Source organism: Stella humosa, from assembly GCF_006738645.1.
GTDB lineage: Bacteria > Pseudomonadota > Alphaproteobacteria > ATCC43930 > Allostellaceae > Allostella > Allostella humosa.
In genome coordinates this window covers 586,482-601,701 of the sequence record NZ_AP019700.1, presented here as the reverse complement: position 1 = coordinate 601,701, position 15,220 = coordinate 586,482, and the positions used below count along the sequence as shown (strand labels likewise).

Genomic DNA, 15,220 nt, shown 5'->3' with positions numbered 1-15,220 from the left:
CTAGCGGATCGGCAGTGCGTAGGTCTGCTTCACGACCTCGCTCGGCAGGTCGGTCTTCACGTTGCGGATGCCGTTCACCGCCGTCAGATGGGCCGACTGGAATCGGCGATAGTCGGCCAGGTCGGCCACCACCACGCGCAGCATGGCGTCGCTCTCGCCCAGGATGATGTAGCACTCCATCACCTCGGGCAGGCGCTGCATCGCGGCGGTGAAGCGGTCGATCGTCTCGGCATCCTGGGCGGTCAGCGAGACGCGGGTGAAGAGCGTCAGCCCGATGCCGACCCGGCCCGGGTTCACCACCGCGACATAGCGGTCGATCACGCCCGCCTCTTCCAGCAATCGCACCCGCCGCAGGCAGGGCGACGGCGACAGGCCGACCAACTTCGCCAGCTCGATGTTCTGCATCCGTCCGTCGCGTTGCAGCGCGCGCAGGATGCGCTTGTCGATCTCGTCCAGCAGCATCTCGTGCGACCCTTTGCCGATTTCGTGATATCGGCAGCCAATCCTGCGACGGCCCTGGCAATCTTCACAACCGGATTCCACGCCGCACCGTCTATCCTCGGCACTCTGGCGAGGCGAAAGGACGGCAATGGAAGCGGGTGCGGCCCTGTTGTTCGCGGCGACGGTGCTGCCGCTCATCTGCACGCCGGGACCGGACATGCTGTTCGTCGCCTCGCAGACGCTGGCCGGCGGCGCGCCGGCCGGCCTGCGTTCGACGCTGGGCGTGTGCCTGGGCTATGTCTGCCACTCGATCCTGGTGGCGCTTGGCGTCGCCGCCGTCATCGCCGCCTCGCCGATCCTCTTCGAGGCACTGCGCTGGCTGGGCATCGCCTATCTCGTCTGGCTGGCGCTTCAGCTCATCCGCTCGGCCATGCGTCCCGGCGGGATCGCCCTTTCGGCGCGGCCGGCACAGCGCCAGGTGCGCCGCGGGTTCCTGACGGCCTTCCTCAACCCCAAGGGCATGATGATCTACGTCGCCATCCTGCCCCAGTTCATCGACCATACCGGCTCCGTCGCCGCCCAAGCCGCGGTCCTGTCGGCGATCTTCGTCGGCCTGTGCGGGCTGGTCTACACCGTCCTCAGCCTGGCGATCGGCACGCTCGGCCGTGGGGTCCGCTTCGACGACCGTCGCCGCCGGATCGTCGAGGGCACCTCGGGCGGGCTGCTGATCCTGGCGGCCGGCCGGCTGGCCGTGAACTAGCGGGCCGGCTTGCGCACCAGGCTGTAGCTGCGGGCGACCAGCGTCGCCACCTCCTGCCAGTCCGGATCGTCGTCCAGCCGCATGCCAACCCAGCCCTTGTGGCCGACATAGGGCGGCACGAAGAACCGCTCGGGTGCCGCCCCGACCAGCACCTCCTGGCTGCCGGGCGGTGCCTTGCACCAGACGGAGATGCGGGCGTCGCCGCTCTTCTGCATGGCGAAGATCCGCTCGCCGATCCGATAGGTCGGGTCCCCCCAGGTTTCCTTCTCGACCGCGTCCGGCAGCGCCAGGCAGATGGTGCGCAGGCGGTCGGTCGGATGGATGACGGCCCCTTCGCTCATGCCGGTCGCTCCTACAGCATCTCCAGCGCGCGCTTGCGCGTGGGCGGCGGAAAGGCCTGGTCGAGGGCGGCCCGCTCGTCTTCGGTCAGTTCCAGGTCGTGTGCCGCCCGGTTCTGGCGCACGTGCGCGGTGCGCGACGCCTTGGGAATGGCGATGACCTGCGGCCGGCCCAGGACCCACGCCAGCGCCACCTGCAACGGCGCCACGCCGCGGGCGTCCGCGATCTTCTGCAAGGCCGGCTTGGCGGCGAGCCGGTCCGGCTCCAGCGGCGTATAGGCCATGACCGGCATCGACCGCCGGCCAGCCCAGGGCAGCAGGTCGAACTCGATGCCGCGCCGGCCCAGATTGTAGAGGACCTGGTCGGTGGCGCAGCCCTCGCCGCCCGGCACCGCCGACAGCTCGTCCATGTCGTCGGTGTCGAAATTGCTGACGCCCCAATGGCGGATATGGCCGGCCGACTTCAACCGCTCCAGGGCCGTCACCGTCTCGGCCAGCGGCACGGCCCCCGGCCAATGCAGCAGGTAGAGGTCGATCCGGTCGGTGCCCAGGCGCTTCAGGCTGCGGGCGCAGGCGGCCGGCACCCCGGCGCGCGAGGCGTTGTGCGGATAGAACTTGGTGACGAGAAACACCTCGTCGCGGCGGCCGGCGATGGCTTCGCCCACCAGTTCTTCCGAGCGGCCGTCGCCATACATCTCGGCCGTGTCGACCAGCGTCATGCCAAGATCGAGGCCGAGCCGCAGGGCGGCCAACTCCTCGCGGCGATCGCCGCCGCGCTCGCCCATCCGCCAGGTGCCGAGGCCCAGGGCCGGCACCGTCTCACCCGTTGGCAGGCTTGCCGTTCGCATCGTCGCTCCCTTTCTCTGCCGGTATCGGCCCCGCTTCCGCCGCCGGCGGCCGCGGCGTGCGGGGCACGCGCAGGATCGCCATGGCCGCCCGGCTGGCACCGTCTACCGACCAGCCGGCTGCCATCGCCCCGCGGATCGCCAGGGCGGTCTCGGGTCGCAGCACGTCGCGCACGGCAGCCGCCAGGGCTGCCGGCGTCTCGTCGGCCGGCGTCCGGCCGATGCCCGCCCCCATCCAGCGCCGGACGTTGCGATCCTGGTCGACCGACGGCGGCCCGAGCGGCGTCCACACCATGGGCAGCCCGGCCGTCATCATCTCGGCCGCACTGTTCATGCCGGCGGTGCTGATCGCGCCGTCGAAGGCGGCAAAGCAGGGCGCGATCGGCACCCGCCGCACGATCCGCACGTTCGGCCCCCAGGCGATCGCCGGCAGCTCGCGCGCCAGCGGCGGCTCCAGCAAGGCAAATCCCAGGTCGGGCATCAGCGGCAGGGCGGCCGCCACCCGCGCCAGCACCGGCGCCACGCTTTCGCCGCCCCCGCCGCCGGCCGCCACCAGAACGATGGGCCCTTCGGCCGGCAGGCCGAGGATGGCGCGCGCCTCTGCCCGCGGCAGCAGGTCGTCCGGGCGCACACCGGCGATCGGCCCCGCGAAGAAGCCGCTGGTCGGCAGCCGCGCCAGGGCCGGATGGCCCGCCGCCTCCTCCCGATGGAAGGGAAACACCACCAGGTCGTAGTACGTCACGCTCTGGCGATAGCGCTCGACGTCGCGTTGCAGCAGGAACAGGTTGCTGATCAGCACCCGCCGCCATGGCCCGTCGAGGAACGGCCGCAGTTCGCCGATCGAGCCGTAGGCGAAGCTGTCGACCACCAGCATGTCCGGCCGGAAGCCCTCGAAGAGCGCGCGCATAAAGGCCGACACCATGGTGCGGTGCCGCTCCAGCCCCATCTTGTGATCTTCGATGGCCTCTGGCGCCAGGGTCTTCACATAGTGGAAGCCCTCGCGCCATAGGACGCCCGGATCCTCGCACGAGGTGGCGAATAGGAAGCGGGTGGCGGGGGCGAGCCGGCGCATCTGGCGCGCGACGGCCAGCGCCCGCATCAGATGCCCCAGCCCCTTGCCGTTGACCGTGTAGAACAGGACGCGCAAGGCGGTCGCCCCCCAGCCCCGATCGCCGCGGCCTACTTGCGCCCGCGCGCCCGGCCGACGCCCAGCACCGGCCAGGGATCGGGCAGGCGCCCGACGCGGGCCTCGATCAGCCACGGGCCGGGCTCGCGCAGCGCGCGGGCCAGCGCCTTCTCCAGCTCGGCCGGGGTATCGACGCGGGCACCCTGGGCGCCGAAGCTCTCGGCCAGCTTCACGAAGTCCGGGTTGTGCAGCTCGGTCGCGATCACCCGGTCGCCATAGTCCTGGCGCTGCATGCGCTGGACGTTGCCGAAGGCCCCGTCGGCGAAGACGACGGTGATCAGGTGGATGCCGTTCTGGACCGCGGTCGACAGTTCCTGGACGTTGAACATGAAGCCGCCGTCGCCGGTGATGGAGACGACCGGCCGGTCCGGGCAGGCCACCTTGGCGCCGAGCGCCGTGGCGAAGCCGAAGCCCAGCGTGCCCTGGTAGCCCGACGTGATGTAGCTGCGCGGGCGATAGCAGGGAAAGCCGACGCGGGCGACGTAACCGATCTGGGTCAGCTCGTCGACCAGCACCACATCGTCCGGCAGCGCGCGGCGCAGCGCGTTGATCCAGGACATCTGCGGCGCCAGCTTCTCCTCGTAGAAGGCGTGCGTCTTGCCCTGGAGGGCCTTCAGCTCGTCGGTGCGCGACGGGCGGGCGACGGCCACCTTGGCGACCGCGTCGGCCAGCGCCACCAGGCCGCGCTTGGCCGTCGTGACGATGCCGACGTCGGGCTTGCCGTTGCGGGTGACCTCGACGGGGTCGATGTCCATGCGGATGATCTTGAGGTCGGCATCGACGCCCCAGGACGGCACGTTGGGCGACAGGCGGGTGCCGACGCCCAGCACCACGTCGGCCGTCGCCCACATCTCCCACGCCGCCTGCAGCTTCTGCGACAGGGGGTTGCGGTCGTCGATGGCGCCGATGCCGTTGCGCGAGGCGATCACCGGCGCCTGCAGCATCTCGGCCAGGGCCAGCAGCTCCTCGGTCGCGTCCCAGCAGCCGCTGCCGACGAAGATCATCGGCCGCTTGGCCTCGCCCAGCAGCTTGGCTGCCCGGGCGATGGCATCCGAATCGGGCTCCGGCGCGGCTTCGGGCTGGGCCACGCTACCCAGGTCGACGTCGGTCTCCAGTTGCAGGATGTCGGGCGGCACTTCCAGGCCCGCCGGCCGCGGGCGGCCCGTGCCCATCTGGCGGAACGCCTCGCGCACCAGGCCCGGAATCTCGGTCGGGTGGTTGGCGCGCGCGGACCATTTCGTCAGGCGCTCGATGACGCCGAGCTGGTCGGGGATCTCATGCAACTGGCCGACGCCGCGGCCGATATGGGCCGAATGGATCTGGCCGGTCAGGCACAGGACGGGGCTGTTGCAGGCATAGGCCGTCGCCAGGGCGGCCGTCGTGTTCAGCACACCCGGGCCGGGGACGACCGCATAGGTGCCGACGCGGCCGCTGGCCTGGGCATAGCCATAAGCCATGTAGGCGACGCCCTGCTCGTGCCGGCTATGGATGACGCGGACCTGATTCTTGCGGTCATGAAAGGCGTTGAACAGCCAGTCGAGCTGAACGCCGGGCAGGCCGAAAACCGTATCCACCCCATGCTGGTGCAGGGCGCCCACGAGCGCCTGTCCGCCGGTCATTTTTGTCACGGATTATCCTTCTTACGAATGCCGATGCGTCCCCGCCGCCGGGCAGCCGGGCGCGCCGCCAAACCTAGCATGGGCGGCCCGGCCGGCGCACCCCCGGGACGCCACGGCCGGCGCGGCAGGACACGCCGGCACGCGACGGCGGCCGCCGGCCCTGCTAGCCTCCGCCGCCCATGCCCGCCCCGCCCGATCCCGTCTCATCCCGACCCTGCCCATATTCCACGGCTGGATCGTCGTCGGCGCGGCGTTCGCGGTCATGTTCGCGGGCTTCGGCGTCGGCTACAGCTTCGGGGCCTTCTTCACCGCGCTGGAGCGCGAGTTCGCGGCCCGGCGCGGCGACCTTTCCATCGTCTTCGCGATCTCGGGCTCGCTCTATTTCGGCCTGGGGCTGGCCAGCGGGGCGGCGGCCGACCGCTGGGGGCCGCGCCGCGTCGCCTTCCTCGGCATGGCGATCATGACGGCCGGCCTGGCGCTGGCCAGCCGGGCGGACGCCCTGTGGCAGATCTACCTGGCGGCGGGGCTGGGCGTCGGCATCGGCGTCGGCTTTTCCTACGTGCCGTCGGTGGGCGCGGTGCAGCCCTGGTTCGTGCGCCGCCGGGCGTTCGCCACGGGCATCGCCATCGCCGGCATCGGCGCCGGCACGCTGGTGATACCCCCCGTCGCCGCCTGGCTGGTGGGGGCGATCGGCTGGCGCGACAGCTATCTGGTACTGGCCGCCGGCACCCTGCTGGTGGGCGGCACGGGCGCCCTGCTGCTCGACAGCCGGCCGCAGCGCCGCGGCCTGGCGCCGGACGGCCTGCCAGCCGCCAGCCCCGGCATCGGGCCGCGCGCCATGAGCGGGCTCGACTTCCGGGCGGCCGCCCGCAGCCGGCCGTTCCGCCTGATGGCGATTGCGACCTTCCTCACCTCGTTCGGGATCTTCGTGCCGTTCGTCCACCTGGCGCCGGCCGCTATCGACCTCGGCGCGTCGGAGCGCGCCGCTGCCTCCCTGCTCGGCCTGATCGGCGCCGGCAGCATCCTCGGCCGCTTCGTCATCGGCTCGGCCGCCGACCGGCTCGGCCGCCGCCGCGTGCTGATCGCCGTGGTGGCCGGCCAGGCGGCCCTGCTCGTCTTCTGGATGGCGGCCGGCCAGTTGTGGATGCTGGCCGTGTTCGCGGTCGCCTTCGGCCTCAGCTATGGCGGCTATGTCGCGCTCGTGCCGACGCTTTGCGCGGACTTCTTCGGCGCGCGCGCCATCGGCGCCATCATGGGCGCGGTCTTCAGCGGCGTCGCCGTCGGCTGCCTGCTGGGGCCGCCGCTGGCCGGCTTCGCCTTCGATCGCCTCGGCTCCTACACTTGGCCGATCGGCGCCTGCGCGCTGCTGTCGGCCCTGGCGGTCGTCGCCAGCATCCGCCTGCCCGACCCGGAAGGGTGGCGGGCCGACGGCTAGACCGATCTCAGTCGCCGACCTTCCAGCCCAGCGCCAGGATGGCGATGTCGTCGGACTGTTCCTCGCCCAGCGCGAACTCGGCTACCGACTGGCGGACATGGGCCACCAGGCCGGCCGGGTCGGCTTCGCGGACCTGGTCGAGGACATCGGCCAGATGGTCGTCGCCATAGAATTCCTTGGCCGTGTTCATCGCCTCGGTGACGCCGTCGGAATAGACGACGATGCGGTCGCCGGGCGCCAGGTCGATCGACCCCACAGTGTATCCGACCCGCTCGTCGATGCCGACCGGCATGCCGCCCACCAACGGCAGGGGCAGCGGCGCCTCGCCCGCCCGCATGCGGTATGGCGGCGGATGGCCGGCATTGGAATAGACGATGCGCCCGGTCGCCACGTCGAGCACGCCCACGAACAGCGTCAGGAACTCGAAGGCGGGGTTGGCCTCGCTCATGCGCTGGTTGACCGCCTGCATCATCGCGGCCACGCCGGCATTGTCGTCCGTGCGCTCGGTCCACAGCGGTGCCGCCGATCGCAGCGTGCCCCAGGCCCGTGCCATGAAGAGCGCCGCAGCCGGCCCCTTGCCGGAGACGTCGCCCAGGAGGAAGCAGCAATGCCCCGCCCCCAGCGGGAAGAAGTCGATCAGGTCGCCGCCGACCTGGCGCGCCGGCTCCAGCTTGGCCTGGATGCCGACCGGCCAGTCGGCGCCGCGCGGCTCCATGGCCGGGGGCACCATGCCGAGCTGGCTCGAGCGCGCCGCCTCCAGGTCGCTTTCCAGCCGGCGCAGGTTCTCGCGCACCGCATCCCGCAGGCGCTTCTTCTCCAGCAGGGCATAGAGGCGCGCGCGCAGCAGCGTCGGGTTGAAGGGCTTGGCCAGATAGTCCTCGGCCCCCAGTTCGATGCAGCGCACGACGCTGTCCATCTCGGTCAGGGCCGAGATCATGACCACGGGCAGGTCTGCCAGGCGGTTCTCGTCGCGCAGCCGCTCCAGCACCTCGTAGCCGTTCATGTTCGGCATCATGACGTCGAGGAAGACCAGGTCGAAGGGCTGGGCGCGGATCATCGCCACCGCCTCCAGCCCGTCGACCGCCATGCCGACATGGGTGACGCCCAGCCGCTCCAGGCGGCGCTTCAGGAGGTCGCGATTGTCGGGATGGTCGTCGACGACCAGCACCGACACCGCCCCGCCGCCGATTCGCGCCATGGCGGCGCGGCGCTGCTCTTCGTTGGCCGCGCGGCGGTCGGCCGGCGTGCGTTCCATGGTCTCGCTCATCGCGTTCCCGTCCGTGCCAGTAGCACCTCGATCTTGCCCAACAGCCGGGGCATGTCGATCGGCTTGGTGTCGTAGTCGTCGCAGCCGGCATCGAGCGCCTTGGTCCGGTCGTCGGACATGGCGTGCGCCGTCAGCGCGATGATCGGGATCGCGGTCGTGGCGGCCGCGGCCTTGATCCGGCGGGTGGCCTCGTGGCCGTCGATGCCGGGCAGACCCACATCCATCAGGATCAGGTCCGGCATCTCGCGCCCCGCCGCCTCGACGCCCTCATGGCCATCGAGCGCCAGCGCCACCTCGTAGCCCTTCTTGACCAGCCGGCGCGACAGGAGGTCCCGGTTCATCTCGTTGTCCTCGACGATGAGGATTTTCGTCATGGTCCCCTATCCCCCGCTCGACCCGGCCGGCGATCCGGCGGCCGGCAGAGTGGCCCGGATGACGTCCGCCAAGTCAATGATCGCATGCTCGCCCTTGGCCACAACTTGGCGCGTCCGCTGGCTCAGATATTCATGTTCCTGGGCGGTCAGCGTCTTGGCCGTGACCACCACCACCGGAATATCCCGCCAGGCGGGGTCGCCGCGCAACGCCTCCAGGAAGCCGAAGCCGTCCATCCCGGGCATCATCAGGTCCAGCAGGATGAGGCCCGGCGCCGGATTGCGCCGCAGCCAGTCCAGCCCCGCCAGCCCGTTCTCCGCCTCGGCCGCCTGCAGCCCGCCCGCCTCGACGGCCCGGCGCATCAGGTCGCGGTTGTTGGCGTCGTCCTCGACGACCAGCACGGCGCGGGGCGCGTTGGAGGTGGCGAAGCGGCGCACGACCGACACCAGCTTCGGCCGGTCGATCGGCTTGGTCAGGAATTCGGCCGCCCCCAGCGAATAACCCAGGCCGCGATCGTCGTCGATCGTCACCATGACGACCGGGATGTAGTCGATGTCGGTATCGGCCTTGAGCGCCGTCAGCACCGACCAGCCGTTCACCTTGGGCATCATCACGTCGAGCGTGATCAAGGCCGGCCGCTCGGCCCGCGCCATCTCCAGCGCCTCCTCGCCGGAATAGGCGTGGATGGCGACGAAGCCTTCCTTGGCCAGGATGGCGCCCAGCAGGTTGTGCACGTTGGGATCGTCGTCAACGACCAGGATCTTGCGCCCGGCCCCGTCGCCGGCCGCCGCCGCCGCGACCTCGGCCGGCAATGCCGCCGGCGGTGCCACGGCAAGCGCGGCCGGCACGCCCGGCGCCGGGTCCGGCAGCCACATCGCGAAGGTGGTGCCGACGCCGACCGTGCTGGTGACGGTGATATCGCCGCCCAGCATGGCCGCGAAATGCTTGCAGATCGCCAGGCCCAGACCGGTGCCGCCATACTTTTTGGTGGTCGAGGAATCGGCCTGGGTGAAGGCGCGGAACAGCTTGCCCATCTGCTCCTCGGTCATGCCGATGCCGGTGTCCTCGATCGCGAAGCGCACGCCGGCCAGCCCGCCCGCCGCCAACCGCTCCACCACCAGGCGGACGCGGCCGTTGTTCGTGAACTTGGTCGCGTTGCCGGCAAGATTCAGCAGGCACTGCTTGATCTTCTGGCTGTCCGACATCATCCGGCCGATATCGTCGGGGCAGACCAGCTCCAGCTTGTTGCCGTTCTTCTCGGCCTGCGGCCGCACCAGCGTCTCGACCTCATGCACGAGATGGCCGAGGTCGACCTCCTCGATATGCACGTCCATCCGGCCCGCCTCGATCTTCGACAGGTCGAGGATGTCGTTGATGATGGTCAGCAGGTGCCGGCCGGCGGTGCGGATACGCTCCAGGTCGGGCGAGAAATCGTCCAGCCCCTGGTCCTCGGACTCCTCCAGAAGGATCTCGCTGTAGCCGATGATGGCATTCAGCGGCGTGCGCAGCTCGTGGCTCATGTTGGCCAGGAACTCGGACTTCGCCTGCGTCGCCCGCTCGGCCGCGACCCGGGCGGCGTCGGCCTCATCGCGCGCGGCTTCGGCCTCCTCGCGGGCGACGCGGATGCCCCGGGCATTGTCGCGGAAGACGACCAGCGCGCGCGCCATGTTGCCGATCTCGTCGCGGCCCGCGGCCGGGATCGGTGCCGCCAGGTCGCCGCCGGCGATCGCCAGCATGGCGCGCTCGATCGACAGCAGCCGGCGGACGATGTTGCGCGCGACGTAGAGCCAGACGATCAGCAGGCCGACCAGCAGGCTGGCGATCGACAGGCCGACCAGCAGCCAGCGCGTCCCGTCCACCAGCCGGTGCGTGCGCTCGACCGAACGGCCGGCCGTGTCGCGCGCGGCCGCCACCAGGTCCTCGATCTCGCGGGTGAGCGACGCCACCACCGCCTGCGACTGGCGCAGCGCGTCGCCGACCGCGGCGTTGGCGGCCAGCACCTGGCGGCGATAGGCGAAGAGGCGATTGTCCTCGCCCAGATCCATCACGCCCTCGACGATGCGGCGCAGGCCCTCCCCCTCGCCGGCGCGCTCCAGGATGTCGAGCGCGGCCGCCATCTTCATGCGCTGCCCGACCACCGTCGGGCGCAGGGGGGCCATGACGTCGTTGCGCGGCGCGCTCGCCACCTGGGCCAGCGCCGCCACCATGCCGTTCAGGTCGGCCCGCAGGTCCAGCATCGTCAGCAGCGGCCCCAGCGCCTCGGTCGAGAGCTGCTGGATCTCTTCCTGCGTGGCCTTGAGGTCGACCGAGCCCGTGGAGAGGTTGTCCAGGCGCGAGGTCAGCCGGTAGGTGGCGTCGGCCGTGATCGGCGACAGGATCCGGCGGGCCTGCTCGGCCAGGGCCTGCACCGACCGGCTGGCGTTGTCGAGGCGCTCCTGCGAGGCCAGTTGCTGCTGCGCGCCCTGGTCGACCGTCGCCAGCACGCGGGCGATCTCCGCCACCGCCTGCTCCAGCCGGGCCAGGCGATCGGACTGCTCGGACACCGCCTTCAGGCGGGACAGCAGTTCGTCGATCGCGGACAGGTGGCGCGCCACCGCGCCGAACCGCTGCAGCCGCTCGGCCTGGCTGGCCGAGCGTCCGAGCAAGGGGGCAGCCGCCGCCATCTCGGAGGCCCGCCCGGCCAGCGCCAGGGACAGCGTGACCTCCGGGATGCTCTTCTCGGTGAGCTGGCCGATCGTCTCCTGGACCGTGTTGAAGCGGATCCAGGCGACGACGGTCGCCACAACCGTCAAGGCCGAGATCAGCCAGAACGCAAGGAGAAGCTTGCGGGACAAGCCGGCACTCCCGCCTTCAACCCGGGGCGCCGGCGCCGGTCAGAGTTCGGCCTCGGCCCTGGTCGCCACGATGGAGATGATGCGGGTGAAGCCGCTCAGCTCGAACACCTGGCGCACCTGCGGACGAAGATCGCAGACGAGGAACTTGCCGTTGGCGGCGTTGCTCTGCTTGGCCGCGGCCAGCACGACCCGCAACCCGGCGCTGCTGACATAGTCGAGCTCGCCCATGTCGAGCAGGAGCCGATGGCCCGAGCGCGTCAGGGCGTCGCGGATGGCCTGTTCGGCGGCCGGCGCCGTCGTGCTGTCGAGCCGGCCGATCGGCTTCACGACCACGCCGCTGCCAAAGGGTTCTTCAACGATCCGCATGATATCGAACCTTCAGAGAGTTGCCTCGGGGGATGAAGCGGCCCGCTTGGCGAGCCGCAACCGATTGAATGCGTCCCGCCTCTCATACACCACCTCGTCCATCAATCGGCGGACGAAGTAGATGCCGAGCCCGCCCGGCACGCGATCGTCGAGCGACAGCTCGATATCGGGGTCGGGCAGGGACAGGGGATCGAAGGGCGGCCCCGGATCGACGATCTCCGCCCAGACGCCGTCCGCCTGCAGCCGGTAGTGGACGGTGATGATGGCCGACGGCGCCGGCGCGCCGTGCATCACGACGTTCACCAGCAATTCGTCGAGGCACAGGCGCAGATCGGAAAGCAGGCCGGCCGGCGCGCCCACCTGCCCGCCTTCGGCCTCCATGCGGTCCAGCAGCACCGGTATTTCGTCGGTGGTCGCCCGCATCTCCACCGTCCGCTCCGCCGTCGCCATGCCCAGACGCCCCCGTCTCGCGCAGGCGGGAACCCAGCCTGCGGCGCTACCATAGGCGACCGCGACTGGCTGGCAACGGCCGAGATGCACGCGGCCCGACATTTCGGCCCTTCATCAAACCGTAACCGGGAGCCGCCATACAGCCCCTGACCGGCCGTCGCCGGCGGAGCGCCATGCTGTTCGAAGTCATCTCGGCCATTCTGGGCGGCCTCGGCCTGGCCATGTACGGAATGCGCCAGGTGCAGATCAGCCTGCAGGCGATGGCCGGCCGGCGCCTGCGCGACCTGCTGCGCCACGCCACCCACTCGCCGCTGCGGGCCGCGCTGACGGGTGCCGGCATCGGCGCGATCACGCAGAGCACCAACGCCGCCGCCTACATCGTGCTCAGCCTGGTCGGCGCCGGCTTCATGCCGCTGCGGCGCGGGCTGCTGGCGGTCGCCTGGTCCGCCGTCGGCACGGCCGCCATCGTCCTGCTCGCGACCATCCGGCTGGAGCTGGTGGTGCTGTACCTGGTCGGCATCACCGGCTTCCTCCAGGTCAGCCGCCTGCGCGATTCGCCGCTCTGGGGCCCCGGCATCAGCGCCCTCTTCGGCGTCGGGACGCTGTTCCTCGGCCTGCAGATCCTGCGCCGGTCGCTGGGCCCGATGACCGAGGCGCCATGGTTCGCCGACGTCGTCGCCTTCTCGCACGGGGCGCCGGTGGTCCTGCTGCTGCTGGGTGCGGCACTGGCCCTGGTGGTGCAGTCGTCCAGCACCGTCGCCGCGGCCGTGGTGGCACTCGCCGCCACGAGCTGGTTCAGCTTCGAGGCGCTGGCGGCACTGGTCTATGGCGCCTCGCTCGGCTCGGCCGGATCGAGCCTCATCCTCGGCTGGCGGATGCAGGGCACCGGCCGCCAGCTCCTGCTGTTCCAGGCATTCGCCAAGGTGCTGGGGGTGGCGGCCCTGCTGGCCCTGGCCGCCGTCGAGGTCATGCTGGGCCTGCCCTCGACCATGGCGATGGCGGTGGCCGCATTCGCCGATGGGCCGGGCGCACAGACCGGCATCGCCTTCACGGCCGTGCAAGTCGCCGCCGCCCTTCTGGCCACGGCGGCCATCGGCCCGCTGTCCCGCCTGTGCGCCCGCCTGTCCCCGCCCGACGCCGGCGAGGCCCTGGCCCGGCCGAAATACCTCTACGACGAGGCCCTGGCAGAGCCGGCCGGCGCCGTGGACCTGGCCGGCCGGGAGCAGGTGCGGCTGGCAGCGCTGTTGCCGTCCTTGCTGGACGCCGTCCGCGCCGACGCAGGCCCGTCGCAGGCCGCCGGGCCGGCCCTGCCGCATGGGCTGAAGGCGCTGGGCCAGGCGATCGACCGCTTCCTCAACGAGATCCTGGCGCGCCGGACGGACGCAACCGCCGTGGCGGACGCCGTCGACTTGCGCAGCCGCAACGAGCTGCTGCTGTCGCAGATCGATACGCTGGTCAGCCTGACGGCAACGATCGGGCGCCTCGGCCCGCATCGGGCGCTGGAGCCGCTGCTGAGCGGCATGGCCGAATCGCTGCACCTGGTGCTGGAATTGCTGGCGGAATGCCTGGCCGACCCGCAGGCCGACCAGATCGCCATGCTGGCGCTGATGACGGGCGACCGCGGCGACGTGGTGGAGGCCATGCGCCAGGGTGCCATCCGCCAGCAACAGGACCTGCCCGCCGACACCCAGGAAGACCTGTTGCGCCTGACCGGCCTGTTCGAGCGCACCCTGTGGATCGCCGGGCGCATCGTCCGCCTGGCGGCGAAGGATCGCGGGGCCAGGGCCGCGGCCTGGCGGACGGCCGCCGCCGAATAGGCGAATGCGGATGGACTGGCCCACGATTTGCGTGCGACCCTGTCATGAACATGTCGCATCAGCCCGCCCGCGGTCTGCATGCCGAACCGGGCATGGCGGGCGAACATGAGGCCTATGGAATGCAGCAGGCACTGATCGAGCTGCATGAGCGTCATCGCGGCAACCTGGACGGGGCGCTGGCCGACTACATTCCGCAACTCGCCATGGTCGAGCCCGACCAGTTCGGGGTTGCCGTCGCCACCACCGATGGCCAGCTTTTCACCGCCGGCCACGCGGACCGGCCCTTCACCATCCAGTCTGTCTCCAAGCCCTACGCCTATTGCATCGCGCTGGAGATGATCGGCCGCAAGGCGATCCTGGGCCGGGTCGGCGTCGAGCCGAGCGGCGACGCCTTCAATGCCATCATCTTCGACCCCAAGACCAACCGGGCCTTCAATCCGATGGTCAATGCCGGCGCCATCACGGTCGCCGGCATCCTCTACGAGCAGGTCGGCGAGGGGGCATTCCCCCTCATCCTCGACCGGCTGTCGCAGGCGGCCGGACGGCCCCTGGCGATCAACGAGGCGGTCTATCGGTCGGAGGTGGAGACCGGGCACCGCAATCGCGCCATCGGCCATCTGCTGCGCAATTGCGGGGCGATCGACGGCCCGGTCGATGCCATCCTCGACACCTATTTCCGGCAATGCTCGATCGAGGTGACGGCGACCGATCTGGCGCACATGGGTGCGACGCTGGCCCATATCGGCGAGAACCCGTCCACCCGTCGCCAGGTCTTCGAGCTGAACGCCGTGCGCGACACGCTGGCGGTCATGTTCACCTGCGGCATGTACGACTATTCGGGCGGCTGGGCCTTCAATGTCGGCATCCCGGCCAAGAGCGGCGTCGGCGGCGGCATCGTCGGCGTCGTCAACCGCCAGCTCGGCATCGGCACCTTCTCGCCCCGGCTGGATGCCCAGGGCAATTCCGTGCGCGGCCTTGCGGCCTTTGCCGACCTGTCGTCCGATTTCGGCCTGCACGCCTTCGAATGCACGAACGCGGGCTCGCTGTTCGTGACGACGATGATGCGGTGACGGTCAGGAGAAGGTGAGCCGCAGGCGGTTGGTGCCACCCGCCCGGCCATAGGCCATGCCCTGGGCGAAGCCGCGCACCAGGCGGATGCCGACGCCGCCGATGTCCAGGTCCTCGGCCCGGCCGGCGGCCGGCACCGCCTGGTGGGCGGTCGGGTCGAAGGCGATGCCCGCGTCCTCGAAGGTCAGCGCGACGGGCGGCCCGGCATCGAGGCCGACCGTGAACTGCGCCCCCGCTGGCCCATCCGGGTAGGCATGGGTGACGATGTTGGTCGCGATCTCCTCTGCGCAGAGGCGGATCGCGTCCCGCCGGGTCGCATCGAGATCGAGATGGGCGAGTTCGACTTCCAGCCAGTCCCAAAGCCTGGACACCGACGCCGGCTCGGCCGGCAGAACGATGGCGGGCATGGCGGCCGGACGCTA

The 15,220-nt window shown here is 70.9% G+C and carries 15 protein-coding genes; 4 read left to right on the top strand and 11 right to left on the bottom strand.

All coding sequences use genetic code 11. The features are described 5' to 3' along the window. Positions 1-462, bottom strand: a complete 462-nt coding sequence (locus tag STVA_RS02830) for an Lrp/AsnC family transcriptional regulator (protein WP_123694397.1) — start codon at positions 460-462, stop codon at positions 1-3. Between the two features lie 127 nt (positions 463-589). Here STVA_RS02830 and STVA_RS02825 point away from each other — a divergent pair, with 127 nt between their 5' ends. Next, the gene (locus tag STVA_RS02825) at positions 590-1,201 is read left to right on the top strand and encodes a LysE family translocator (RefSeq protein WP_123694399.1); all 612 of its coding nucleotides are present in this window, start codon (positions 590-592) and stop codon (positions 1,199-1,201) included. Here the strand turns inward: STVA_RS02825 and STVA_RS02820 are convergent. The 4 genes from STVA_RS02820 to STVA_RS02805 are packed head-to-tail and all read right to left on the bottom strand — an operon-like array spanning position 1,198 to position 5,189. After that, the gene (locus tag STVA_RS02820; protein ID WP_123694401.1) at positions 1,198-1,542 is read right to left on the bottom strand and encodes an MmcQ/YjbR family DNA-binding protein; all 345 of its coding nucleotides are present in this window, start codon (positions 1,540-1,542) and stop codon (positions 1,198-1,200) included. The two genes, STVA_RS02825 and STVA_RS02820, sit on opposite strands and share 4 nt — an antisense overlap. Before the next feature lie 11 nt (positions 1,543-1,553). Beyond that, positions 1,554-2,387 carry an aldo/keto reductase gene (locus STVA_RS02815; RefSeq protein ID WP_123694403.1) on the bottom strand — a complete coding sequence of 278 codons (834 nt, stop codon included), beginning with the start codon at positions 2,385-2,387 and terminating at the stop codon, positions 1,554-1,556. Beyond that, entirely contained in the window at positions 2,359-3,531 is a 1,173-nt protein-coding gene (locus STVA_RS02810; protein WP_123694405.1) for a hypothetical protein, read from the bottom strand. Before STVA_RS02810 ends, STVA_RS02815 begins: the two co-directional genes overlap by 29 nt. A 32-nt stretch (positions 3,532-3,563) precedes the next feature. Next, positions 3,564-5,189 carry a thiamine pyrophosphate-dependent enzyme gene (locus STVA_RS02805; RefSeq protein WP_245978551.1) on the bottom strand — a complete coding sequence of 542 codons (1,626 nt, stop codon included), beginning with the start codon at positions 5,187-5,189 and terminating at the stop codon, positions 3,564-3,566. Between the two features lie 262 nt (positions 5,190-5,451). On the opposite strand from STVA_RS02805, the gene STVA_RS02800 reads away from it, so the two are divergent. Beyond that, positions 5,452-6,624 carry an MFS transporter gene (locus STVA_RS02800; protein ID WP_142235622.1) on the top strand — a complete coding sequence of 391 codons (1,173 nt, stop codon included), beginning with the start codon at positions 5,452-5,454 and terminating at the stop codon, positions 6,622-6,624. Between the two features lie 7 nt (positions 6,625-6,631). Here the strand turns inward: STVA_RS02800 and STVA_RS02795 are convergent, their stop codons facing one another. Genes STVA_RS02795 through STVA_RS02775 form a run of 5 tightly spaced genes read right to left on the bottom strand, consistent with a single transcriptional unit; the run spans position 6,632 to position 11,913 of the window. Continuing rightward, the gene (locus tag STVA_RS02795) at positions 6,632-7,891 is read right to left on the bottom strand and encodes a PP2C family protein-serine/threonine phosphatase (protein WP_123694411.1); all 1,260 of its coding nucleotides are present in this window, start codon (positions 7,889-7,891) and stop codon (positions 6,632-6,634) included. Further along, positions 7,888-8,265, bottom strand: a complete 378-nt coding sequence (locus tag STVA_RS02790; protein ID WP_123694413.1) for a response regulator — start codon at positions 8,263-8,265, stop codon at positions 7,888-7,890. The genes STVA_RS02795 and STVA_RS02790 overlap by 4 nt, the downstream gene beginning before the upstream one ends. A gap of 6 nt (positions 8,266-8,271) precedes the next feature. Next, the gene (locus STVA_RS02785) at positions 8,272-11,097 is read right to left on the bottom strand and encodes a response regulator (protein WP_123694415.1); all 2,826 of its coding nucleotides are present in this window, start codon (positions 11,095-11,097) and stop codon (positions 8,272-8,274) included. 39 nt (positions 11,098-11,136) lie between these two features. After that, positions 11,137-11,463: an STAS domain-containing protein gene (locus STVA_RS02780; protein WP_123694417.1), complete on the bottom strand. Its 327-nt coding sequence runs from the start codon at positions 11,461-11,463 to the stop codon at positions 11,137-11,139. Positions 11,464-11,475: 12 nt separating this feature from the next. After that, positions 11,476-11,913 (bottom strand): ATP-binding protein, encoded by a 438-nt coding sequence (locus STVA_RS02775; protein ID WP_170216674.1) that lies wholly within the window; start codon positions 11,911-11,913, stop codon positions 11,476-11,478. Positions 11,914-12,086: 173 nt separating this feature from the next. Between STVA_RS02775 and STVA_RS02770 the strand changes: the two genes are divergently transcribed. Together STVA_RS02770 and glsA are read left to right on the top strand one after the other, a co-directional pair. Beyond that, a complete protein-coding gene (locus tag STVA_RS02770) occupies positions 12,087-13,730 on the top strand; it encodes a Na/Pi symporter (RefSeq protein ID WP_123694421.1) in 1,644 nt (547 codons plus the stop codon). Positions 13,731-13,822: 92 nt separating this feature from the next. Beyond that, positions 13,823-14,800 (top strand): glutaminase A, encoded by a 978-nt coding sequence (gene glsA, locus STVA_RS02765; RefSeq protein WP_123694691.1) that lies wholly within the window; start codon positions 13,823-13,825, stop codon positions 14,798-14,800. 3 nt (positions 14,801-14,803) lie between these two features. Here glsA and STVA_RS02760 read toward each other — a convergent pair whose 3' ends face one another. Beyond that, positions 14,804-15,205 carry an ATP-binding protein gene (locus STVA_RS02760; protein WP_123694423.1) on the bottom strand — a complete coding sequence of 134 codons (402 nt, stop codon included), beginning with the start codon at positions 15,203-15,205 and terminating at the stop codon, positions 14,804-14,806. Between the last annotated feature and the right edge of the window lie 15 nt (positions 15,206-15,220).

Bases quoted from the DNA above. Each gene is read 5' to 3' on its own strand.
- STVA_RS02830 (WP_123694397.1), bottom strand. From the start codon at position 462: ATGCTGCTGGACGAGATCGACAAGCGCATCCTGCGCGCGCTGCAACGC.
- STVA_RS02825 (WP_123694399.1), top strand. From the start codon at position 590: ATGGAAGCGGGTGCGGCCCTGTTGTTCGCGGCGACGGTGCTGCCGCTC.
- STVA_RS02820 (WP_123694401.1), bottom strand. From the start codon at position 1,542: ATGAGCGAAGGGGCCGTCATCCATCCGACCGACCGCCTGCGCACCATC.
- STVA_RS02815 (WP_123694403.1), bottom strand. From the start codon at position 2,387: ATGCGAACGGCAAGCCTGCCAACGGGTGAGACGGTGCCGGCCCTGGGC.
- STVA_RS02805 (WP_245978551.1), bottom strand. From the start codon at position 5,189: ATGACCGGCGGACAGGCGCTCGTGGGCGCCCTGCACCAGCATGGGGTG.
- STVA_RS02800 (WP_142235622.1), top strand. From the start codon at position 5,452: ATGTTCGCGGGCTTCGGCGTCGGCTACAGCTTCGGGGCCTTCTTCACC.
- STVA_RS02795 (WP_123694411.1), bottom strand. From the start codon at position 7,891: ATGAGCGAGACCATGGAACGCACGCCGGCCGACCGCCGCGCGGCCAAC.
- STVA_RS02790 (WP_123694413.1), bottom strand. From the start codon at position 8,265: ATGACGAAAATCCTCATCGTCGAGGACAACGAGATGAACCGGGACCTC.
- STVA_RS02780 (WP_123694417.1), bottom strand. From the start codon at position 11,463: ATGCGGATCGTTGAAGAACCCTTTGGCAGCGGCGTGGTCGTGAAGCCG.
- STVA_RS02775 (WP_170216674.1), bottom strand. From the start codon at position 11,913: ATGGCGACGGCGGAGCGGACGGTGGAGATGCGGGCGACCACCGACGAA.
- STVA_RS02770 (WP_123694421.1), top strand. From the start codon at position 12,087: ATGCTGTTCGAAGTCATCTCGGCCATTCTGGGCGGCCTCGGCCTGGCC.
- glsA (WP_123694691.1), top strand. From the start codon at position 13,823: ATGGCGGGCGAACATGAGGCCTATGGAATGCAGCAGGCACTGATCGAG.
- STVA_RS02760 (WP_123694423.1), bottom strand. From the start codon at position 15,205: ATGCCCGCCATCGTTCTGCCGGCCGAGCCGGCGTCGGTGTCCAGGCTT.